A 21,875-nucleotide genomic window follows, 5' to 3' on the forward strand; every position below is an offset into this window, starting at 1 on the left:
TCAACGCCAGTACCGCGAATCATCCACCACCTGCGCATGCCCCTCGAACAACGCTGGCAACTGCTCCTTGAGGTAATCGATCCAGGTCCGCACCTTGGCATCCAGATAATGCCGTGACGGGTACATCGCATACAGCGCGCTCTCGCGCAGGCGGTACGGCGCCAGCAGCCTGCACAACCGCCCTTGCTCGATCGCCTGGCTGGCCGTATAGAACGGTAGCAGGCCAATGCCCATGCCCAATTCACTGGCCACCAGCATGGCATCGGCAACGTTGGTGGAGAAGTTGTCACTCGGTGTGATCACACACTGGTCCACACCCTGGGGGAATACCCAGTCACCTTCATACATGGGATACGCCATGCGCAGGCAGCGGTGCCCATGCAGGTCCTCGGGGCGCTCAGGCACCCCATGCCGCTCCAGATAGCTGGGTGCTGCGCAGGGAATACTGAAAATATTGCCGAGCGGGACGGCAATCAGCTGTGAGTCCGGCAGCGCGCCGTCCACGGTGATGACCACGTCATGCCCTTCGGCCAGCGGGTCAGGGTTGCGCTGCGACAGCGTCAGCTCGATCACCACCTCCGGGCACAGTGCGTTGTAGCCGGCCACCAGCGGCATCAGCAGCAGCCCCAGGCCGTGCGGGCAATGCAAACGCAAATGGCCGCGAGGCGTGAGGTGCGCACCGCGGGCCTCACCCACCGCCTCTTCGGTCAGCAGCATGATTTGCCGCGCGCGCTCCAGAAACCGCTCGCCCGCCTCGCTCATGCGCAGCCGCCGGGTGGTGCGGTGCAACAGGCGGGTCTGCAGCTGGTTTTCCAGCTCGGCGACGATACGCGAAACCTGCGCTGCTGAAATATCCAACGCATTGGCGGCTGCAGCGAAGCTGCCACATTCCACCACCCTGGCGAAGGTACGCATGGCATGCAGCATGTCCATGAAAGTGTGCTCCTTGTTCAGTCTTATTCTTGCGTTAAAGGCAGGAATCTATCACGGAACAGCCCATTTATTGTGAATGACCAATGAATACATCATTAGTCATACATTCAAGAAAAGAAACCTGTCATGAAACGTTCGATCGCTGTCCTTGCTGTTGCTGCTGCCTTCGCCTCGTTTGGTGCCCTTGCTGATGCAGGCAGTACAAAGGCAGCCAGCAGCACGTATGAGTACGGCATGCCGCTGGACGTGGCCAAGGTCATCTCCATCACCCCCGCCAGTAACGCCGCCGACTGCCAGGTCGGCACTGCGCACATGGTGTATGTCGACCACCAGGGCCAGAAGCGCGAAATCGACTACCGCGAAATGGGCAACTGCTCGCAGCAGTGAGTCAGGCCAGGACCTGGGTGATCCAGCCCACCTGCTGATTGAAGTCGTCGATTTTCGCCTGAGGCACCGCATCGCGAGCCCGCTGGAAATTGGCCAGGGTCTGCTGCTTTTGCCGCAGCATGCGCCGCCACTTGACCAGAAACGCCTCGCTTTTCTCCTGCATCAACACTGGGCCGAAGTACAGGTGCTCAGGGCTATATTCCACCCTGCCCGGCTCGGCGACGATGATCTCGTAATCGAAGCGGTTTTCCCGCAGCAGCTCTTCGTTGACGATGTGGTAACCGTTATCCGCCAGCCACTGGCGCAGCTCACGCTCACCGCCATTGGGCTGCAGTACCAGCCGCGTGATGCCACCAAGGCGCTGCTTGCCGGCCTCGAGGATCTCGCACATGGTGTCGCCGCCCATGCCGCAGATGCTGACCACCGAGATGCGGTCTTGCGGCTCGACCGCTGCCAGCCCATCCGCCAGGCGCACGGTGACCCGGTCTTGCAGGCCGTTTCTGCGCACGTTGCGTTGGGCCGAGGCGAACGGCGTCTGCGCCACCTCACCCGCTACAGCGGCCTCGAGTACGCCGCGCAGCATCAATGCCACCGGCAGGTAACCGTGGTCCGAGCCGATATCGGCCAGGCGCGCGCCCTGCGGCACATGTGCGGCCACGCGCTCCAGGCGCCTGGACAAAGTCTGTTCGTTCAAAGTGTGCCCCTGGCTTTGCAATGGGCGCGATTCTGACGGCGAACGTCGCGCATTTCAAACACCGGGGTGCCCTCGACCGGGTGCGCCTGCTCGCGTAGGCTTGCCGTTTTCCTTCCGTAGCAAGGCAAAACACACCATGGCACATGCAGACATCATCTACACCCCGGACCCGGACGCCGAGTCGATTTCGTCCGACGTCGCCGAATTCAACGGCGTACTGGTCACCACCCAGATCCCGACCCACGCCGACGGCAGCCTGGAGCTGGGCGGCATCGTCGAGCAAAGCGAATGCACCTTGCAGGCGTTGAAAGTGGCGCTGGAAAAGGCTGGCAGCGGCATGGACCGCGTGCTGCACCTGACCATCTACCTGACCGACATGGCCGACCGTGCCGCGTTCAACGAGGTGTACCAGCGCTTCTTCAGCAAGCCATGGCCGGTACGTGCGGCCGTGGGTGTGGCGTCGCTGGCATTTGACGGCATGCGCGTAGAAGTCACGGCGATGGCTGCCAAGCGCTGAGCTACCTGCAAGGGCCCTATCGCCGGCAAGCCAGCGCCCACCTCGACCGCATCGGCCTCAAGCCCTATGCAACTCCTGTGGGCGCTGGCTTGCCGGCGTTGGGGCCGGTAACAGCACTACACCTCCCGGCACCCCGATGATGCCGTCAGCCCGTTTCACCGCTACAATGCCCGCCTAAACCGTGGCAGCCCGAAAATATAACGATATGTCCCTTCCAAAGAATCACCTGGAACTGCTCAGCCCTGCCCGTGATGTGGCCATCGCCCGTGAAGCGATCCTGCACGGCGCTGACGCCATCTACATCGGCGGCCCAAGCTTTGGCGCGCGCCATAACGCCTGCAACGAGGTCAGCGAGATCGCCGAACTGGTCGAGTTCGCCCGTCGCTACCATGCGCGCGTGTTCACCACCATCAACACCATCCTCCACGACAACGAGCTGGAACCTGCGCGCAAGCTGATCCATCAGCTGTACGACGCCGGCGTCGACGCGCTGATCGTGCAGGACTTGGGTGTAATGGAGCTGGACATCCCGCCGATCGAGCTGCACGCCAGCACCCAGACCGACATCCGCACCCTGGAACGGGCCAAGTTCCTCGACCAGGCCGGTTTCTCCCAGCTGGTACTGGCCCGTGAGCTGAACCTGCAGCAAATCCGCGCCATCGCCGCCGAAACCGACGCTGCCATCGAGTTCTTCATCCACGGTGCGCTGTGCGTGGCATTCTCCGGCCAGTGCAACATCTCCCACGCGCAGACTGGCCGAAGCGCCAACCGTGGCGACTGTTCGCAAGCCTGCCGCCTCCCCTACACCCTGAAGGATGACCAGGGTCGCGTGGTTGCGTTCGAGAAGCACCTGCTGTCAATGAAGGACAACAACCAGACCGCCAACCTGGCCGACCTGGTAGATGCCGGCGTGCGCTCGTTCAAGATCGAGGGCCGCTACAAGGACATGGGCTATGTGAAGAACATCACCGCCCACTACCGCAAAGAGCTCGACGCCATTCTCGAAGGCCGCCCGGAATATGCCCGTGCGTCCAGCGGCCGGACCGAGCACTTCTTCGTGCCCGACCCGGACAAGACCTTCCACCGCGGCAGCACCGACTATTTCGTGACCGACCGCAAAGTCGATATCGGCGCCTTCGACTCGCCCACCTTCACCGGCCTGCCGGTGGGTGTGGTGGAAAAGGTCGGCAAGCGTGACATGCAAGTGGTCACCGAGGTGCCACTGACCAACGGCGACGGCCTGAACGTGCTGGTCAAACGTGAAGTGGTGGGTTTCCGCGCCAACATCGCCGAACCACGTGGCGAATTCGAGGAAGACGGCCAAAAGCGCTACCGCTACCGCGTTGAGCCAAACGAAATGCCCGAAGGCCTGCACAAGCTGCGGCCCAACCACCCGCTGTCGCGCAACCTTGACCACAACTGGCAGCAGGCCCTGCAACGCACCTCTTCCGAGCGCCGGGTTAGCGTGCAATGGCATGCTGTGCTGCGCGAGCAGCGCTTGATGCTCACCCTCAGCAGCGAGGAAGGCGTCAGCGTGCAGGTGGCCCTGGACGGGCCGTTCGGCACGGCCAACAAGCCGCAGCAGGCACTGGACCAGTTGCACGACCTGCTCGGCCAGCTGGGGACCACGATGTACCACGCCAGCAGCATCGAGCTGGACGCGCCGCAGGCCTACTTCATCCCCAACTCGCAGCTCAAGGCCCTGCGCCGTGAAGCCATCGAGGCGCTGACCGAAGCGCGTATCAAGGCGCACCCGCGTGGCGGGCGCAAGGCCGAGACCTCGCCGCCACCGGTGTACCCCGAGTCGCACCTGTCGTTCCTGGCCAACGTGTACAACCAGAAGGCGCGCGACTTCTACCACCGCCACGGCGTGCAGCTGATCGACGCTGCCTACGAGGCCCACGAAGAACACGGTGAAGTGCCGGTGATGATCACCAAGCACTGCCTGCGCTTCTCCTTCAACCTGTGCCCCAAGCAGGCCAAGGGCGTGACCGGTGTGCGCACCAAGGTAGCGCCGATGCAGCTGATTCAGGGTGACGAAGTGCTGACCCTGAAGTTCGACTGCAAACCGTGCGAAATGCATGTGGTCGGCAAGATGAAAAGCCACATCATCGACCTGCCAACCCCGGGCAGTGCGGTGGCTCAGGTAGTGGGGCACATCAGCCCGGAAGACCTGCTGAAGACCATCGTGCGCGCGCCACACTGATTTTCAGGCAGTGGTCAGTGTGGGAGCGGGCTTGTCCCGCGAAGCCAGCGACGCGGTTCATGGCACCGGCGTTGCCGGTGTTCGCGGGGCAAGTCCGCTCCCACGGCGGTGTGTCGCAGACCATTGTTTCGTGGCTCATTCAGCGTATCTGATGCTTGTGCAGCAGGCGGTAGAAGGTCGGCCGGGAGATCCCCAGCACCTTGGCCGCTACGCTCATGTTATCGCTGTGCCGGTTAAGCACATCGCACAAGGCCTGGCGCTCGGCGCGCTGCTTGTATTCCTCTAGCGTGCCCAGCGGCTGCTGCCCTTGGTCCAACGTCTGCAGGCCCAGGTCCTGCGCCTCGATCTGCCGGCCTTCGGCCAGGACCAGGCCGCGTCGCACCCGGTTGGCCAACTCGCGTACATTGCCCGGCCAGTCATGCCGGCCCATGGCCGCTAGGGCATGGTCGCTGAATGAACGCGGCCGGCGCCCGGTTTCCAGGCTGTAGAAATGGGCAAAATGGCTGGCTAGCATCGACAAGTCACCATGCCGGTCACGCAGCGGCGCCGTCACCACCTGCAGCACGTTCAAGCGGTAATACAGGTCTTCGCGAAAACGCCCCTGCTCGATGGCTCTTTCAAGGTCTACGTGGGTGGCGGCCAAGACCCGTGCATCCACCGGAATCGGCTGGCTGCCGCCCACCCGCTCGATGTGCTTTTCTTGCAGAAAACGCAGCAGATTGGCCTGCAACTCCAGCGGCAAGTCACCAATCTCATCCAGGAACAACGTGCCACCGTGGGCTGCTTCAATGCGCCCGGTCTTGCGCTGATGGGCACCCGTGAAAGCGCCCTTCTCATGACCGAACAATTCTGACTGGATGAGGTGCTCGGGGATTGCCCCGCAGTTGATGGCGACGAACGGTTGGTCGCTGCGCTGCGACTGCCGATGCAGGGTGCGCGCCACCAGTTCCTTGCCCGTGCCGCTTTCACCACGGATAAGCACGGGCGACTCGGTGGGCGCCAGCTTGCCCAACAGCTTGCGCAACTCGCGGATCGGCCGGCTTTCGCCGAGCAGTTCGTGGGTCGCCTCGTCCACCCTGGCAGCCCCTTTGCCACGTAGCCGCGCCATGCCGAATGCCCTGCCCAGGGTGACCTGAACCCGGGACTCATCGAATGGCAAGGTATGAAAGTCGAAAAACCATTCGCAAACAAAATCGCCGACGGCCGGCATGCGTAATTGTTCGGCACTGAGCACCGCGATCCACTCGGTGTTACTGCGCTTGATCATGTCCTTGACCGCGTCCGGGTGCCGCAGGTGCGAAGCCTGCAATCGCAATAACCCTACATCACAAGGATGGTCCAGCGCGGCAGCGAGCATGCAACTGTCCACATCCCAGCCTGCGTTACGCAGCCCAGGCAACAGCTGGTGGCAGTCGTCGCACGGGTCGACGATGAGCAAACGACGTTGAGCGGCAAGCTGTTGCATAACCGATCCTTGGCGCCAGTTTTTGGTTTTATGAAGTAAAACAGCAAGTTGTGGCGCTCGCTTAACAGTAGCAACGAAGTTGACAGTGCCCACTACCGTCTGTCTGTTGACGCATTTTTTTACAATGTCCCACGGGAATTTTCGCACTTTAACGACATCCCATGGCGGCGCAGGCAATAACGGATTCAAGCCTGACAAAAAATTTTACACCTAATGTGTGACTTGCCCCCAGAGGACGAGCATCAGTACACATAACCCCGCGCTGCAATTCGCAACCCTTGAGGCGACCTTGAAGCAACGCGGACTCACTTCGATGTTTGGGACCATAGAGAGACCGAACCATGAATGCCCCGCTCCGTGTCAACGAAGCACTGCTGATTGCCGACCACGCCTTCGAACCTTTCCAGTGCGTAGCCTGGGATGCACCCAATGGTACTGGTGAGCTGAGCCTGGCAGTAATCGACCGGACCAGCACCCGCATTGGCAGCAAGCAAGTGTCGTCGCGTATCTACTCCGACCCTGCCCAGTGGGCCAGCCTGATCGAAGAAGTGCGCGCCGAACTGTGCGAAAAAGGTTACGACCTGCAACCGTGGTCGATGCCAAAGTAACAGTGCCCGGCAAACCAAGTGCGTGCAGCGCCACGCACTTGGTCAAATACAAAGTTGCTGTTCTGGCAACTTTCACAGTTGCGACACAGTGTCGCAACCCTGCTGTTCAGTCCACGACTTTGAACTGTTGCAAGTGCTGATAATCGGCCTGCAGTTGTTCGGCCAGCTGTTGCGCACGCCCAACACGCACCGGCGCCAACTCCATGTCCACCACCAACGTTGTACAGGGCATGGGTTGTACGGCGTTCCAGTGCTGAAGGCGGCCATCGGTAAACACCAGGCAGCGTACTGCTTCATCCGGATGGGCGCGCTGGCGCGCCTGTAGCCAATGCCGGGCCTGTTCCAGCGCAGCGATCAGCGGCGTGCCGCCACCAGCGCCCAAAGCCTGCAGCCATGGCTGCAAGGCTGCCGAGGCCTTCAGGCCGTGGCGCTGCCACTGCGGTGTGCGCCCGCTGGCGGTCAGCAAGGCCAGGCGGGCGCGCTGGCGGTAGGCCTGGTCGAACAGTGCCGCCAGCAGCCCTTTGGTGTGTGCCAACGCCTGATGGCGGCGGGTCGAGGCCGACGCGTCGACGATCACCAGCCACAACTCTGCCGGTTTAGCCTGGCGTTGTTGCCAGCACAGGTCCTGGCGTAGCCGTGGCCGCCCTTTGAGCAAGGTCGGCAGCCAGGCCACCCGGCCGCTTGCTGCACTGCGCGCGCGGCCACGGCTGGCGCCGTTCTGCTTGCCTGCGCCCGCTTTGGCATCCGCCCCTTTTGCAGGTGACTGGGGGATGCTCAGGGCTTTTTTGCCCAGTTCGGCACCTCGCGACGTGCGCCGCTGGCCACAGGTTGCGCCGGCAATGCCCCCCAGTCGCCCTGCCCGCCCTGTTCACCCGCGTTGCCAGCGCTTTGCTGGCCTGGCTGCTGGTCAGGCGGCTGCGGCGCCGACGGCGGGTTGGCCTGGGGCGTAACGCGGCGGCGATGGCGCAAGGCGAACTCGGCCACCGCTTCGACATCCACTTCTTCGATGGCCGCACCGCCGCGCCAGGCGCAGTGGGCGCGTGCCGCACGCAACCACACCAGGTCGGCGCGCAACCCGTCTACGCCGGCGGCGTAGCAACGCTCGGTAATCCAGGCCAGCGCCTGGTCATCCAGGGCAATACCGGCCAGGGCATGGCGCGCCGCCTGGCAGCGCTCGCGTAACTGCGCCTGGGCCGCAGCCCATTGTGTGCAGAAAGCCTGCGGGTCACTGTCGAAGGCCAGGCGCCGGCGAATGATCTGCTGACGGGCCTCCGGCGCAGGCAGGCCCTCCAGTACCACGTTCAGGCCAAAACGGTCGAGCAGCTGCGGGCGTAGCTCGCCCTCTTCCGGGTTCATGGTACCGATCAGCACGAAGCGGGCGCTGTGCCGGTGCGAGATACCGTCACGCTCGATGCGGTTGGTGCCACTGGCAGCCACATCGAGCAACAGGTCAACCAGTGTGTCGGGGAGCAGGTTGACCTCATCGACATACAGCACGCCACCGTCGGCCTGAGCCAGCACGCCCGGGGAAAACTGCGCCCGGCCCTGCCCCAGCGCGGCATCCAGGTCGAGGGTCCCGACCAGACGTTCTTCACTGGCGCCCAGTGGCAGGGTGACAAACGGGCCCTCGCCGAGCAGGTCGGCCAGGCCACGGGCCAGCGTGCTCTTGGCCATGCCACGCGGCCCTTCGATCAGCACGCCGCCGATTTTCGGGTCGATGGCGGTCAGGCACAGCGCCAGCTTCAGGTCGTCGGCACCGACCACGGCGGCCAGCGGAAATTGCACGGGTTCACTCATTTCAAGCCTGTTCCTCGCCGTCGAGCAGTTGTTCCTCAAGGGCCTCGCGGTACTCGCCCGGCGCCTGCCACAGCCCGCGCTGCTGGGCCTCCAGCAGGCGCTCGGTAAGGTCGCGCAGGGCCTCGGGGTTGTGCTCGCGCATAAAATCACGGGTCGCCGGGTCGAGCACGTACGCATCGGCCAGCCCCTGGTAATGATGGTCGTCGATCAGGTGCGTTGTGGCATCGAAGGCGAACAGGTTGTCGACCGTCGCCGCCATCTCGAAGGCCCCCTTGTAGCCGTGGCGCTTGACCCCGTCGATCCACTTGGGGTTGAGCGCGCGGGCGCGTATTACCCGGTTCAGCTCTTCCTTCAGGGTACGGATGCGGGGACGGTCTGCCTGGCTGTGGTCGCCGTGGTAGCTGGCCACCGGCGCCCCGGACAAGGTTTCCGACGCTGCCAGCATGCCGCCCTGGAACTGGTAGTAGTCGTTTGAGTCGAGCAGGTCGTGCTCGTGGTTGTCCTGGTTCTGCAGCACCGCCTGCACCTTGGCCAGGCGCTGGGCGAACTGGGCGCGGGCCGGGGTGCCGTCGTCGCTGCCGCCGTAGGCGTAGCCGCCGTGGTTGAGGTAGACCTCCGCCAGGTCGTCGCGGCTGTGCCACAGGCGCCCGTCGATGGCGTTCTGCACCCCGGCGCCATACGCACCAGGTTTGGCGCCGAACACCCGCCAGCCCGCCTGCCGCGCGGCCTGCTCGGCGTCCAGCCCTTGCGCCAGCAGCGCGGCACGCTCGCTGCGTACCCGGGCGGCCAAGGGGTTGAGGTCGTCAGGCTCGTCCAGCGCGGCCACCGCCTGCACGGCGGCATCGAACAGGCGGATAAGGTTGCCGAAGGCGTCGCGGAAAAAGCCGGAAACGCGCAAGGTCACATCCACCCGCGGGCGGTCGAGCAGGCTCAGCGGCAGTATTTCAAAATCGTCAACGCGCTGGCTGCCTGTGGCCCATACCGGCCGCACGCCCATCAGCGCCATGGCCTGGGCGATGTCGTCGCCGCCAGTGCGCATGGTGGCCGTACCCCACACCGAGAGGCCAAGCTGGCGCAGGTGATCGCCGTGGTCCTGCAGGTGGCGTTCAAGGATCAGGCTGGCCGAGGCGAAACCCAGGCGCCAGGCCGTGGTGGTGGGCAGGTTGCGCACGTCCACGGTATAGAAGTTGCGGCCGGTGGGCAGCACGTCGAGGCGGCCACGGCTGGGCGCACCGCTGGGGCCGGCAGGCACGAATCGCCCGGCCAGCGCCGCCAGCAGGCCGTTTATTTCAGCGGCGCCGCAGGCATCCAGGCTGGGCGCCACCGCTTCGCGCAAGGCGTGCACCACGTCACGCACCGGCTGCCATTCGCTCGGTTCAGGCAACTGCAGGGTGCCGCCCAGCGCTTGCTCGATCACCTGCTGCGCCAAAAGCTCCAGGCGCTCGCGGGTATCGCCACAGGTGCGCCAGGGTTCACTGCTCATGGCCAGAAGCTGCTCAGGGCGTTCGCCCTGCCAGGGCAGCCCAAGCTCACAATCGAGCGGGTCAAAGCCTGGCACCAAGGCCTTGGCCAAGGCGCGCAGCAGGCTGGCATTACCACCACGACCGTCGCCGCGCTCAACCCGCAGCAGGGCCAGCAGCGTATCCAGCCGCAGCCGCCCCTCTGGTGACTGGCCAAACACATGCAGGCCATCGCGAATCTGCGATTCCTTCAGGTCGCACAGGTAAGTGTCCAGGCGCGGCAGCCAGACGGCGGCATCATCCAACTGCCCTTCCAACTGCAGCTCGCGGTCGATGTGGTTGACCTTGACCAGTTCGAGGATGTCGCGCTGCAACTCGCGGGCACGCCGCGGATCGAGTAGCTGCGCTTCGTAGAACTCGTCGGCCAGTTGCTCCAGGTGGCGCAACGGGCCGTAGGTTTCGGCACGGGTCAGCGGCGGCATCAAGTGGTCGATGATCACCGCCTGGGTACGGCGCTTGGCCTGGGCGCCCTCGCCCGGGTCGTTGACAATGAACGGGTAGATGTTCGGCAGCGGGCCAAGCAGCGCGTCCGGCCAGCACTGCGCCGACAAGCCGACGCCTTTGCCGGGCAGCCATTCGAGGTTGCCGTGCTTGCCGACATGGATCACCGCGTCGGCGGCGAACGCGTGGCGCAGCCAGAAGTGGAACGCCAGGTAGCCGTGCGGCGGCACCAGGTCGGGGTCGTGATACACCGCGCTGGGGTCTACCTGGTAGCCCCGGGCGGGCTGGATGCCGACGAAGGTCAGCCCAAAGCGCAAGCCGGCCACCATCAGCCGGCCGCTGCGGTACATCGGGTCCTGCTCGGGCGGCCCCCAGCGCTCCAGCACTGCCTGGCGATTGGCCTCGGGCAAGCGCTCGAAGGCGGCCTGGTAGTCGGCCAGGCTCAGGCTCTGGGCGCAAGGGCGCTGGTCCAGGTGGTCAAGGTCGTTGGTCACGCCGCCGAGCAGCTGGTGGATCAGTTGCGTGCCGCTGCCCGGCAAATCGGCCAGCGGATAGCCTTCGGCCTGCAGCGCTTTGAGAATGTTGAGTGCAGCAGCGGGCGTATCCAGGCCGACGCCATTACCGATGCGGCCATCCCGGGTCGGGTAGTTGGCCATCACCAGGGCCACGCGCTTCTCGGCATTGGGCAGGCGCGCCAGCTCGACCCAGCGCCGGGCCAGCTCGGCGACAAAGTCCATACGCTCGGGGTGGGCGCGGTAGCACACCACGTCGGACTGGCTGCGCTCGCTGCGCCAGGCCATGTCCTTGAAACTGACCGGGCGGGTAATGATGCGCCCGTCCAGTTCGGGCAAGGCGATGTGCATGGCCAGGTCGCGTGCACCCAGCCCCTGTTCGCTGGCTTCCCAGCCGGGCTGGTTGTCCTGCGCGCAGATGGCCTGCAGCACCGGAATGTCACGGCGGAACGGGCGCAGGTTGGGCCGTTCGGGGCTGGACAGGGCAAAACCGGTGGTATTGACCAGCACTTCGGCACCGACTTCGTCCAGCCAGGCTTCGACCTGGTCCAGGCAGGCGCTTTCCTTTAGGCTGGCCACGGCAATCGGCAACGGGTTCAAGCCAGCGGCTTGCAGGCGCTGGCAGAACACGTCGATGAACGCGGTGTTGGCCGCCTGCAAATGGGAGCGGTAGAACAGCAGCGGCGCCACCGGGCAATCCGGGTGCCAGTGCGGGTACCAGTCTTCCAGTGCCACACTGCCCTTGGCCGGGTGATACACAGCGGTGCGCGGCAAGGGCTGCGGCTCGTCCCAGGCATAATCGCGGCCCAGCCACTGGTTGGCCAGGCAGTTGTAAAGGTTGATGGCATTGGCCTTGCCACCCTGGCGCAAGTAGTGCCAGAGGCGCTCGGCCTGGTCGCCCGTGACGGTGCCCAAGCGGGTCAGCTCCGGGTCAGGGCGATCATCGCCTGGTACCAGAATCAGTTGCACGCCCCGGGCAGCCAGCTCGACCAGTTGCTCGACGCCATAGCGCCAGTAACCGACGCCGCCGTGCAGCGACACCAGGATGACCTTGGCGTGGCGCAGCACCTGGTCGACATACAGGTCGACCGAAGCGTGGTTCTGCACCTGCATCGGGTTGGCCAGGCGCAGGCTGGGGAAATCCTCAGGCAGTTGCTCGGCCGTATCGGCGAGCAACGCCAGGTGCGAATCGCCGCTGCAGAGAATCACCAGTTCGGCGGGTGTCTGGCCAAGGTCGGCAATACTGTCGTCCGGCACGAAGCCGCCGGGCTGGGTCCGCAGCAGGTGCACGGGTCAGGCGCCCAAGGCCTGGCGCAGGCGCGCTTCCAGCTGGGCAGCGTCGAGTTCCTGGCCGATCAACACCAGGCGGGTGATGCGCGGCTCGTCGGCACGCCAGGCGCGGTCGAAGTGTTTGTCGAAACGGGTCCCCACGCCTTGCACCAGCAGGCGCATCGGTTTGCCCGGGATGGCAGCGAAGCCTTTGGCGCGCAGGATGCCGAACTCCACCACCAGCTGGGTCAAGGCGTCGAGCAACAGGCTTTCGTCAGCCTCCGGCAGGTCGATGGAAATGGAGTCGAAGGCGTCGTGGTCGTGGTCGTCATGATCGTCGCCATCGTGGTGCGAATCGTGGTGGGTACGGCGGCCATCGATGTGCGCCTCGGACTCGGCGCCCACACCCAGCAGCACCTCCAGCGGCAGCTTGCCACTGCTGGCCTCTACCACCTTGACTGCCGGCGGCAGTTCTTCGGCCACTTCGGCGCGCACCTTGGCCAGGCCTTCGGCGTCGATCAGGTCGGCCTTGTTCAATACCACCAGGTCGGCGCTAGCCAGCTGATCGGCGAACAGTTCGTGCAGCGGCGATTCGTGGTCCAGGTTAGGGTCGAGCTTGCGCTGGGCATCGACCTGGTCCGGGTAGGCGGCGAAAGTGCCGGCAGCCACGGCCGGGCTATCGACCACGGTGATGACCGCGTCGACGGTGCAGGCGTTGCGGATTTCCGGCCACTGGAAGGCTTGCACCAGCGGTTTGGGCAGGGCCAGGCCACTGGTTTCGATCAGGATGTGGTCCAGGTCGCCACGGCGTGCCACCAGCTCGCGCATGACCGGGAAGAACTCTTCCTGCACGGTGCAGCACAGGCAGCCGTTGGCCAGTTCATAGACGCGGCCGCTGGCTTCTTCTTCGGTGCAGCCGATGCTGCACTGCTTGAGGATTTCGCCGTCGATACCCAGTTCGCCGAATTCGTTGACGATGACCGCAATGCGACGGCCCTGGGCGTTGTCGAGCATGTGGCGCAGCAAGGTGGTCTTGCCCGAGCCGAGGAAGCCGGTGACGATGGTAACGGGGAGCTTGGCCAGTGTTTTCATGTCGCATTGCCCTTGGCAGAATGGCGCGGGCATGCAGGACGACAGCCGCGGACCAGGCCGGCCGGGCTTGTTCGCCACCGGATCACCCCGCCCGGTTGAAAGTCGAAAACGTTGCGAGGCAGGTCTCCTGGCTTGCACCGTTCCAGCTCCCCGTTCAGTTGAACGGCGGGCTGGCGGGATGACGCCTTCCCGCGCATTGGCGCAGTGGCTGTGTCGATCCGTTGTCAGTGCTTACAGTTGCGGGGGCAGCCGCGGCTTGTACCGCGTTCCCGTCTTAGCTTCGGCCTGGCCGAAGAACCTCGAAGTGGCAAGGCTACGCAGTGGCTGGCGGGTGGTCAACCATTGCTGCGGGGCTTGCCGACAACTCTTGGCGGCACTGCGGTACAGTGGCGACTTTGCCCACTGTCAAGGACGCCCCATGCTCCTCGCCCCCGCCATCCCGGTACTGCGCATCTTCTCGGTCGACAAGGCCAGGGAGTTCTACATGGATTTCCTCGGTTTCAGCCTGGACTGGGAGCACCGCTTCAGCCCGAACCTGCCGTTGTACATGCAGATTCACCGCGATGGCCTGATCCTGCACCTTACCGAGCACCATGGCGATGCCTGCCCCGGCTCTACAGTGTTTGCCCGCCTCGACGACCTGCGGGCGCTGGAGCATGAACTGCAAGGCAAACAGTACGGTTACGCCCGGCCCGAAGCCGAGCGCCTGGACTGGGGCCTGCAGATGCAGGTGTGCGACCCGTTCGGCAACCGCCTGCGCTTCTGCCAGCAGATCGATGACGAGGCCAACCTGTGAAGGCGCTGGGCAAACGCGAAATGGCCCGCCTGGAGCGGGAGCTGGTAGCGTGCCTGACGGACGCCTGTGAAACCGCCAAGACAGAAATCGTCGGGTTCACCTGGCTCACCCATCGCCTGGACCCTGAGAACTTTCCGGCCAGCCTGCGTATTACTTGGGTGTTTGAACAAGAGGCCGAGAAAGTCGCTGCAGTGGCGGGTGAAGCAAAGGCACGCATGCTGGCGCTGACCCGTCAGGCGTTGGACCACGCCGGCATACAACTGGATCACCCGGCCTGGCATGTACGGTTTGACAGCGAAGAGGCCTGCAAACAGAGCCACGGAGGCGACTGGGCCAAGCGCTTGACGGGGCGCTGAGCCCAGGGCCAGACAAGATCGGGCGCCGCTCGCGCGGCGCATCGCCAGTGCAGGAAACCCATACACGGCGGGCGGTACTTTACCCGCCCCCAACGGGCCGTTAGGCTACGCACTCCCCCAGTACGAGGTATTCGTCCAATGCGCCATTAATGCCGCCGTCCATTCGACGGCCAGTCTTCAGCCTCCGGTTTGCTCCGGAGATGTCGCGGCATTTGTGGAGTTGTGCATGACGAACACGTCGATCCTGACGCTGGACAGCGTCTCTTTGGCCTTGCCTGATGGCCGGCTACTGTTTACCGATCTCAACGAAACCTTCGACCAACGGCGTACCGGCCTGGTCGGGCGCAATGGCGTGGGCAAGAGCCTGCTAGGGCAGGTTCTTGCCGGCCAGCGTGCACCGAGCAGCGGCCAGTGCCGGCGCCTTGGGCCTGTCCATCTGCTGAATCAGCAGGTAATCGAGCGCAGCACCACGCTTGCCGACCTGGCCCAGGTGGGGTCGGTGATAGCGGCGTTGGAGCGCATCGAGCAAGGCAGCATCAACCCCCAGGATTTCGACACCGTCGGCGAGCGCTGGGATATCCGCGAGCAACTGCAGATGCACCTGCAACGCAACGGCCTGAGTCACCTTGACTGGCGCCAGCCCGCACGCAGCCTGAGCGGCGGCCAGGCTATGCGCGTGGCGCTGGCAGGCGCATGGCTCAGCGGTGCCGACTACCTGATACTCGACGAACCGAGCAACCACCTGGACAGCGACGCCCGTGCCCAATTGCTGAGCATGATCGAGGCCTGGGACCGAGGTTTGCTGGTGATCAGCCACGACCGCAGCCTGCTGGCGCACATGGCGCGCATTGTCGAACTGTCGAGCCTGGGGTTACAGGCCTATGGCGGCAACTACGGCTTCTATGCAGCACAAAAAGCCAGCCAGGTGGCGCAGGCCCAGCAGCAACTTGCCCGGCTCAAGCAGCAGCAACAACGCCAAGCCCGTGAACTGCAGCGCCAGCGCGAAGACCTGGAACGCCATCAGGCCCGGGCCGGGCGTCAAGCCAGGCATGCCAACCAGGCCAAGATCCTGGTCGACCGCCAGCAGGAGCGCAGCCAGGCCACGGCGGGCAAGCAGCACCGCGACCATCGCGACGCGCGGCAAGCATTGCTGGGCAAAGTGCATGACGCCGCCCGCGAGGTCGAGCAAGCCACTGCGATTACCTTGCATGCTCCCACGCCCCAGCGTCATGCGGGCCGCGAAGTGTTGGCGTTGCAGGCACTTCGCTTGCCCCATGGCACCCGCAAACCGCTTGACCTGCGCTTGTGCCTGGGCCAGCGGATGGGCCTGGTCGGCGCCAACGGCAGTGGCAAGTCCACGCTGCTAAGGCTGCTGAACGGGCAATTACCGGCATCACCACACACTTTGCGCCGCCGTGGCGAAACCGCCCTGCTCGACCAGCACTGCAGTACCTTGGCAGGCCACAGCAGCGTGCTCGAACACCTGCGCAGGGCCAACCCGGTGCTGGCCCAGGGCGAGTTGCGCAGCCGCCTGGCACAACTGGGCCTGGATGCGGCCCGCGTCGAGTTGCCCAGCAGCCTGCTCAGCGGCGGCGAGCGGATGAAGGCAGCACTTGCTGCCGTGCTGTACCGCGAGCGGCCACTCGACCTGCTGTTGCTGGACGAGCCCGGCAACCACCTGGACTTGCCGTCACTGGCAGCCCTGGAGCGCATGCTCGGGCAGTTTCGCGGGGCGCTGATGGTGGCGTCCCATGATGCGGTTTTGCTGGAAAACCTGGCACTGGATGAGTACCTGCGGTTGTAGAAACCGAAAAAAAAGCATCGCAGGCTATCAATTCGTGACTGGCCGTTCCCGATCCGCGACGGATGTATTATGGTGACGTGGTGCGCATATAACAGCAGCCCGAGCGATCGGGCACTTGCAAGACAATGAGGGTGTCATGAGCAACGAAAGCATTAACTGGGACAAGCTGGGTTTCGACTACATCAAAACCGACAAACGCTACCTGTCCGTATGGCGCAATGGCGAGTGGGACAAAGGCACCCTGACCGACGACAACGTGCTGCACATCAGTGAAGGCTCCACGGCCCTGCACTACGGCCAGCAATGCTTCGAAGGCCTGAAGGCCTACCGTTGCAAGGACGGCTCGATCAACCTGTTCCGCCCGGACCAGAACGCCGCCCGCATGCAGCGCAGCTGCGCCCGCCTGCTGATGCCGCATGTGCCGACCGATGTGTTCATCGAAGCGTGCAAGCAAGTGGTCAAGGCCAACGAAAAGTTCGTACCACCGCACGGCAAAGGCGCCCTGTACCTGCGCCCGTTCGTGATCGGCACCGGTGACAACATTGGCGTGCGCACCGCCCCCGAGTTCATCTTCTCGGTCTTCGCCATTCCGGTTGGCTCGTACTTCAAGGGCGGCATGAAGCCGCACAACTTCCAGATTTCCAGCTTTGACCGCGCCGCCCCACAAGGCACCGGCGCCGCCAAGGTCGGCGGCAACTACGCTGCCAGCCTGCAGCCGGGCGCTGAGGCCAAGAAGGCCAACTTCGCCGACGCCATCTACCTCGATCCGTTGACCCATACCAAGATCGAGGAAGTGGGTTCGGCCAACTTCTTCGGCATTACCGCCAACAACGAGTTCGTTACCCCGAAATCGGCCTCGGTACTGCCAGGCATCACCCGCCTGTCGCTGATGGAACTGGCGCAATCGCGTCTGGGCCTGACCGTGATTGAAGGCGACGTCGAAATCAGCAAGCTGGACCGCTTCATCGAAGCCGGCGCTTGCGGTACCGCTGCGGTGATTACCCCGATCGGCGGTATCGAGTACAACGGCAAGCTGCACGTGTTCCACGACCTGGAAAAAGTCGGCCCGGTTACCCAGAAGCTCTACAACGAGCTGACCGGCATCCAGAGCGGCGATGTTGAAGCGCCGGCAGGCTGGATCGTCAAGGTCGCCTGAGCTGTATCAGCTGTATAAGAACGGGGCATGCCAGCAATGGCATGCCCCGTTTTTGTTGGATGACTCACGGTCCCTGTGGGAGAGGGTTTACCCGCGAAGCAGGCACCGCGGTGGTTGGCACCGGCTATGCCGGTGTTCGCGGCTAAAAGCCGCTCCTACAGGGTCTACAGGGAACGCGCGAGGCGGCGCTGCATCAGCAGGTGCCGGGCTTTATCGAACGCCCAGTTGTACAACACGGTGTAGGGCAGAATAATCACGAAAAAGCCCAGCTCTACCATGAACGCCTGCAGCAGCGAGATATCCAGCATCCATGCCGCCACCGGCAGGCACCACACTACCAGCCCAGCCTCGAAGCCCAGGCCGTGCACGAAGCGCCCACTGGCCTTCCAGTTGATGCGTTCGGTCTGCACCCAGCGGTCGATCAGCGCGTTGTAGACCATGTTCCAGAGCATGGCGATAACCGACAGGGTTACCGCCAAGGCACCCGCAGTCGCCAGCGACTTGCCCATCACCCAGGACAACAGTGGTGCACACAGCAGCACCGCGAATGCTTCATAGCCCACGGCGTGCACCAGGCGTTCGGTAAAGGAGACCGTTTTCATTGCAAATTCCATCCATTGCGTGATTCGTGGTTCCCATGTTCTTTGATATAACTGATACTCACGACATAGCTACCATCGGTTTTATCAATACCATGCGCTACTCGCCCGAAGCTCTGGTCGCCTTTGTCGAAGCCGCATCGCTGGGTTCGTTCTCTGCTGCAGCGCGCAAATTGCGCAAAAGCCAATCCACCGTCAGCATCGCCATCGCCAATTTCGAGGCTGACGTAGGCTGCCCCCTGTTCGACCGTGGCGGCCGCCACCCCACGCTGAACGAAGCGGGCCGGCAGGTGCTGAGCCATGTCGAAGCGATCCTGGACGCCAGCGCCCAGCTTGATGCCCTGGCGGTCAGGTTGGCGCAGAACGTCGAGGCGCTGGTCTCGGTGGTGATGTCGGACAGCTATAGCGTCACCTTCCAGGGTGCGGTGATGGCACGCTTCGCCCAGCACTACCCGTACACAGAACTGCGCTGCGGCCCGGCCGAAGACGCCGATGTGATCGAAATGATCCAGCAGGGCCTGGCCCAGGTCGGCATCCTTGCGACGCAGCCCAGCTACCCCGCCGACGTTGCCGTAGCGCGCTTGCCCGAGCAGGCGGAGTTCGGTGTGTATGTGGCCAGCGGCCACCCGCTGGCGGGCCTGGAAACGGTGCAAGCGCAACACCTTGAAAACGCACGGCAGCTGTACATCAAGACCTATGCCCCCAGCCTGCACCAAGGCCGCGGCCAGGCCTGGTCGGCACCGGATTACCTCACTCTGCTGGAGTTTGCCGTGCGCGGATTCGGCTGGGCCGAACTGCCCAGGGCGCTGGTGACACGGTTTGGCAACGAGCTGGTGGAGTTGCAGATAGCGGGTTACCCGCGCCGGGTGGACATGGATGTAGCCTGGTCGAGCCGGCGGGCGCTGGGGCCGGCAGGGCAATGGCTGGTACGCCAGATGCTGGGGCAATAGGCCTCTTCCACGTTCTGGATTCGGGGTCCTGGCCCAGGGTAGCGAGCAGCGGCGGGAAGGCGCCCAGCGCTTGCACGCTCGGGTCCCGGTTTTGGCACTGATGCTTGCGTCAATAATGACTATCGAACAAGGCGATTTCTACTGAGCGGCCCACCTCACTAACCTGGCTCCATCGATTCGAATCTGGCGAATCCCCTGCATCCCGGAGCTGCTCGATGACTACCAAGGCCCGCTTCTTCCTCGCTGTCCTGGCCACAACCTGCATGGCTGTACTGGCTGGCTGTGCCAACCACCCTGAGCTGCGCGCGTACAGCGCCGAAGAAACCCGCCAACTGCAACTGGAAGCGTTGCAGCGCCGCGGTCTGTCCCTGGACGATTACGAGCAGCAACGGCGGGTGGTCCAGCGTGCCGGCAACCTGCCAGTGGTGACCGAAGTTGCCGATGCAGACCGTTCGACCAAAGGCTGAGTCGGCCACGCTACGGTTCCCTCCTTGAACCTGCGCAGGTATGCTCTACCGCTCAACCGCAAGCCTTCCAGGACGGAGACCATGACCAGGCCCTTTCTGTTGCTGAGTGCTGCATTGCTATTCAGCCCAGTGCTGCTGGCCCAGCAGATAAAACGCGAACTGGGCGACTTCGACTTCACCCTCGGCACCACACCCTCGCGCAGCATGGCCCAAGGCCTTATTTCACCCAGTGCCGTCGGTGCATTCCACGGTGGGCTCGACTTCAACCATGCCAGTGGCTGGTACCTGGGCCAGTACGCCCCCAGCATGGGCGTTACCCCCAACTCGACCCTGCGCCTGGACAGCTACCTGGGCTACAAGCACCATTTCGACAGCAGCCTGGGTTATGAAGTGGGGTTGATCCATTACAGCCAGCCGACTATCGCAGGCCCCGACAGTTATGCCCTGTACGGCGGCATCTCGGTGCTGGGCAACCGCTTCGGCGGCGCGTTGCGCGACAACCCCGGCAACCGCACCGGGACCTTGTTCGCCGACTTTGGCCAACTGCCGCTGTTCGATGTCGACCTCACCGTCAAGCTCGCCCATCATCGCCTGGGCACGCCGTTCACCATTGGCGACGGCAGCCAGGTAAATGGCTTTTCTGACTGGTCGCTTGAGCTGTCGCGACCCTGGCTTGGTATCGACCTTAACCTGATCTACAGCAACTCCAGCCTCAGTGGCGGCAGTTGCGATGCGTATTCGGGCATCAATACCTATTGCGACAGCGTGGTCACGCTCAAGGCGCAGCGCAGTTTCTTCTAGCGCCTCAATGTCCTGACCACAGCCTCCGGCGCTAAAGCGCTGCCACAGCTTCGATTTCCACCAACATGCCATCCAGCGCCAGGCGCGGTACCGGGATCAGTGTGCAGGTCGGTTTCATGTGTGGGCCCCAGGCCCTGTCGGCTTCGGCCACCCATTGGCGCAAGCGCGCTTCGGAGTGCTCGACAATGAGCAGGGTCAGCTTGAATACCTGGGCCAGGCTGGCGCCTCTGGACGCCAGGGCCAGCTCAACGTTCGCCAGCGCCTGACGGGCCTGTTCGGCAAACAATGGCGATAACCGGCCGTTGCTGTCCTCCCCGCCCTGGCCGGCGATGAACAGCAGGCGGCTGCCAGCGCGCACTTCGGCGACATGGGAATAGGCATTGCCACTGGGGTCGTACAGGCCCTCAGGGTTGCCAAGCTGGAATGCGGTTGTTTGGGTCATGACAAGGCCTCACTCGGTTGAAAGAGCGGAGCAGTATCGGACCTTGAGTTAACTTGAGGTCAAGGGCGCAGAGCGCGCCCTGCGCCTGACGCTGGCGCGGTCATTTTTCCTGCAGCACTGCCCTGCCCTTCACCGCCCGCGGCCCACGCCAGGCCCAGAACAACAACCCAGGGAAGGGTGCGTAGACCACGAATACGACCCACAGCATCTTGCGCTCGGCGCGCCGATCACTGCCGATGATGTGCCAGATGGCCCAGATTTCCAGCAGGATGACCAAGGCTGCGATGATGATCCAGATCGTTCCTGTTTCCATAACCACTCTCCCGTTTGGCATGTAATGCGTTGGGTTGCTAGTCGCGCTGAGGGTTCAGATTGATTTGATCACGGGCTCTGTGGGCGCGAGCGCTTCCTGCGAAGCAGGCTGCACAGTGGATGGCACGGGCTTCGCCCGTTTTCGCGGTCCCACAATGACCACGATAGCCTATAGATTTACGAGGTGAATGCCCTCAATGCTGCGCAGCCTTCTCCAGCGCCGCCTTCAACGCTGCGGCATCGGCAAAAGACTGCTGGCTCACCAGCACGCCCTGCTGCAGTTGCAACCACTGCACCTGGCCATCCTGCCCGGAATAACGGCTGGCCACGCGCCCGTCCCGGTCGAGCAGCACCCGGTAGGTGTAATCGCGCATGGCGGGGATGGCGAACAGCTTGCTGATCAGCGCCGGCATGCGCTGGATATCGGCAACAAATACGGCATCGCGCGCCTCGAGGTAGCCCTTGGGCTGCTGGGCCAGCGCCGCCTTGACCAACTTGGCACCGTCCATGTCGCGGGCCACCAGCAGAATGTGCGTGCTGTTATCGAGGCTGTAGGCTTGATCATGCTGGTCGAGCAGCGTCCATGGGGCCAGCTTCTCGCCCGGCTCCAGGGCATTGGCCAGCAGTGGAAGCAGGCTGAACAACAGGGCAATGGCGTACTTCATCTAGGGCGTCCTCAGTGGCAGTGGGCAGCATGGCGGCAATGGGCCAAGGCAGACAGGTTGCCTGAACACGACCTGAAATACGACAC

The 21,875-nt window shown here is 63.8% G+C and carries 22 protein-coding genes and 1 riboswitch; of the genes, 11 read left to right on the forward strand and 11 right to left on the reverse strand.

Features of this window, described 5'->3' with window-relative positions:
• On the reverse strand, positions 1–933 hold the full coding sequence (locus tag AC07XM_RS04035; RefSeq protein ID WP_023048678.1) for a LysR family transcriptional regulator: 933 nt from the start codon (positions 931–933) through the stop codon (positions 1–3).
• A 126-nt stretch (positions 934–1,059) separates the two neighbouring features.
• Here AC07XM_RS04035 and AC07XM_RS04040 point away from each other — a divergent pair, with 126 nt between their 5' ends.
• The gene (locus AC07XM_RS04040) at positions 1,060–1,320 is read left to right on the forward strand and encodes a DUF2790 domain-containing protein (protein WP_016487368.1); all 261 of its coding nucleotides are present in this window, start codon (positions 1,060–1,062) and stop codon (positions 1,318–1,320) included.
• A 1-nt stretch (position 1,321) separates the two neighbouring features.
• Here AC07XM_RS04040 and AC07XM_RS04045 read toward each other — a convergent pair whose 3' ends face one another.
• On the reverse strand, positions 1,322–2,014 hold the full coding sequence (locus tag AC07XM_RS04045) for a tRNA (adenine(22)-N(1))-methyltransferase (protein WP_102688791.1): 693 nt from the start codon (positions 2,012–2,014) through the stop codon (positions 1,322–1,324).
• A gap of 136 nt (positions 2,015–2,150) precedes the next feature.
• On the opposite strand from AC07XM_RS04045, the gene AC07XM_RS04050 reads away from it, so the two are divergent.
• A complete protein-coding gene (locus AC07XM_RS04050; protein WP_016487370.1) occupies positions 2,151–2,531 on the forward strand; it encodes a RidA family protein in 381 nt (126 codons plus the stop codon).
• A gap of 205 nt (positions 2,532–2,736) precedes the next feature.
• Positions 2,737–4,737: a peptidase U32 family protein gene (locus tag AC07XM_RS04055; RefSeq protein WP_060518152.1), complete on the forward strand. Its 2,001-nt coding sequence runs from the start codon at positions 2,737–2,739 to the stop codon at positions 4,735–4,737.
• Positions 4,738–4,876: 139 nt separating this feature from the next.
• Here AC07XM_RS04055 and AC07XM_RS04060 read toward each other — a convergent pair whose 3' ends face one another.
• A complete protein-coding gene (locus tag AC07XM_RS04060; RefSeq protein WP_016487372.1) occupies positions 4,877–6,202 on the reverse strand; it encodes a sigma-54 dependent transcriptional regulator in 1,326 nt (441 codons plus the stop codon).
• A gap of 341 nt (positions 6,203–6,543) precedes the next feature.
• On the opposite strand from AC07XM_RS04060, the gene AC07XM_RS04065 reads away from it, so the two are divergent.
• Complete coding sequence (locus AC07XM_RS04065) at positions 6,544–6,810, forward strand: hypothetical protein (RefSeq protein WP_013972506.1); 267 nt, start codon at positions 6,544–6,546, stop codon at positions 6,808–6,810.
• Between the two features lie 106 nt (positions 6,811–6,916).
• On the opposite strand, the gene AC07XM_RS04070 is transcribed toward AC07XM_RS04065, so the two are convergent.
• The 4 genes from AC07XM_RS04070 to cobW all read right to left on the reverse strand — a co-directional run bounded on the left by AC07XM_RS04070 (position 6,917) and on the right by cobW (position 13,441).
• Positions 6,917–7,483, reverse strand: coding sequence for a vWA domain-containing protein (locus tag AC07XM_RS04070; protein WP_016487373.1), 567 nt, complete (start codon positions 7,481–7,483; stop codon positions 6,917–6,919).
• Between the two features lie 101 nt (positions 7,484–7,584).
• Entirely contained in the window at positions 7,585–8,607 is a 1,023-nt protein-coding gene (locus tag AC07XM_RS04075) for a magnesium chelatase ATPase subunit I (RefSeq protein ID WP_060518154.1), read from the reverse strand.
• Position 8,608: 1 nt separating this feature from the next.
• Positions 8,609–12,370, reverse strand: a complete 3,762-nt coding sequence (gene cobN, locus AC07XM_RS04080) for a cobaltochelatase subunit CobN (RefSeq protein ID WP_102688790.1) — start codon at positions 12,368–12,370, stop codon at positions 8,609–8,611.
• Between the two features lie 3 nt (positions 12,371–12,373).
• Positions 12,374–13,441: a cobalamin biosynthesis protein CobW gene (gene cobW, locus AC07XM_RS04085; protein WP_016487376.1), complete on the reverse strand. Its 1,068-nt coding sequence runs from the start codon at positions 13,439–13,441 to the stop codon at positions 12,374–12,376.
• Between the two features lie 100 nt (positions 13,442–13,541).
• Positions 13,542–13,758, reverse strand: a riboswitch (cobalamin riboswitch).
• A gap of 101 nt (positions 13,759–13,859) precedes the next feature.
• Here cobW and AC07XM_RS04090 point away from each other — a divergent pair.
• The 4 genes from AC07XM_RS04090 (at position 13,860) to AC07XM_RS04105 (ending at position 17,553) form a co-directional block, all read left to right on the forward strand.
• Positions 13,860–14,237, forward strand: a complete 378-nt coding sequence (locus AC07XM_RS04090) for a glyoxalase superfamily protein (RefSeq protein ID WP_016487377.1) — start codon at positions 13,860–13,862, stop codon at positions 14,235–14,237.
• Positions 14,234–14,593, forward strand: a complete 360-nt coding sequence (locus AC07XM_RS04095; protein WP_096426148.1) for a hypothetical protein — start codon at positions 14,234–14,236, stop codon at positions 14,591–14,593. The genes AC07XM_RS04090 and AC07XM_RS04095 overlap by 4 nt, the downstream gene beginning before the upstream one ends.
• 226 nt (positions 14,594–14,819) lie before the next feature.
• Entirely contained in the window at positions 14,820–16,397 is a 1,578-nt protein-coding gene (locus AC07XM_RS04100) for an ATP-binding cassette domain-containing protein (RefSeq protein ID WP_102688789.1), read from the forward strand.
• 136 nt (positions 16,398–16,533) lie between these two features.
• Positions 16,534–17,553: a branched-chain amino acid aminotransferase gene (locus tag AC07XM_RS04105; RefSeq protein WP_016487380.1), complete on the forward strand. Its 1,020-nt coding sequence runs from the start codon at positions 16,534–16,536 to the stop codon at positions 17,551–17,553.
• A gap of 164 nt (positions 17,554–17,717) precedes the next feature.
• Here the strand turns inward: AC07XM_RS04105 and AC07XM_RS04110 are convergent, their stop codons facing one another.
• Positions 17,718–18,155, reverse strand: a complete 438-nt coding sequence (locus AC07XM_RS04110; protein WP_023048341.1) for a multidrug/biocide efflux PACE transporter — start codon at positions 18,153–18,155, stop codon at positions 17,718–17,720.
• 92 nt (positions 18,156–18,247) lie between these two features.
• On the opposite strand from AC07XM_RS04110, the gene AC07XM_RS04115 reads away from it, so the two are divergent.
• From AC07XM_RS04115 to AC07XM_RS04125, 3 genes are all read left to right on the forward strand, one after another.
• Positions 18,248–19,102, forward strand: coding sequence for a LysR family transcriptional regulator (locus tag AC07XM_RS04115; protein ID WP_024717555.1), 855 nt, complete (start codon positions 18,248–18,250; stop codon positions 19,100–19,102).
• Positions 19,103–19,317: 215 nt separating this feature from the next.
• Positions 19,318–19,569: a hypothetical protein gene (locus AC07XM_RS04120; RefSeq protein WP_016487383.1), complete on the forward strand. Its 252-nt coding sequence runs from the start codon at positions 19,318–19,320 to the stop codon at positions 19,567–19,569.
• Between the two features lie 81 nt (positions 19,570–19,650).
• Positions 19,651–20,370, forward strand: coding sequence for a TorF family putative porin (locus AC07XM_RS04125; RefSeq protein WP_016487384.1), 720 nt, complete (start codon positions 19,651–19,653; stop codon positions 20,368–20,370).
• Positions 20,371–20,401: 31 nt separating this feature from the next.
• On the opposite strand, the gene AC07XM_RS04130 is transcribed toward AC07XM_RS04125, so the two are convergent.
• The 3 genes from AC07XM_RS04130 to AC07XM_RS04140 all read right to left on the reverse strand — a co-directional run bounded on the left by AC07XM_RS04130 (position 20,402) and on the right by AC07XM_RS04140 (position 21,789).
• Positions 20,402–20,812, reverse strand: a complete 411-nt coding sequence (locus tag AC07XM_RS04130; protein ID WP_023048343.1) for a RidA family protein — start codon at positions 20,810–20,812, stop codon at positions 20,402–20,404.
• A 100-nt stretch (positions 20,813–20,912) separates the two neighbouring features.
• On the reverse strand, positions 20,913–21,125 hold the full coding sequence (locus AC07XM_RS04135) for a PLDc N-terminal domain-containing protein (RefSeq protein ID WP_016487386.1): 213 nt from the start codon (positions 21,123–21,125) through the stop codon (positions 20,913–20,915).
• A 193-nt stretch (positions 21,126–21,318) separates the two neighbouring features.
• Positions 21,319–21,789 (reverse strand): hypothetical protein, encoded by a 471-nt coding sequence (locus AC07XM_RS04140; protein ID WP_016487387.1) that lies wholly within the window; start codon positions 21,787–21,789, stop codon positions 21,319–21,321.
• Positions 21,790–21,875 lie beyond the last annotated feature (86 nt).

Source organism: Pseudomonas sp. GW460-LB5, from assembly GCF_059423245.1.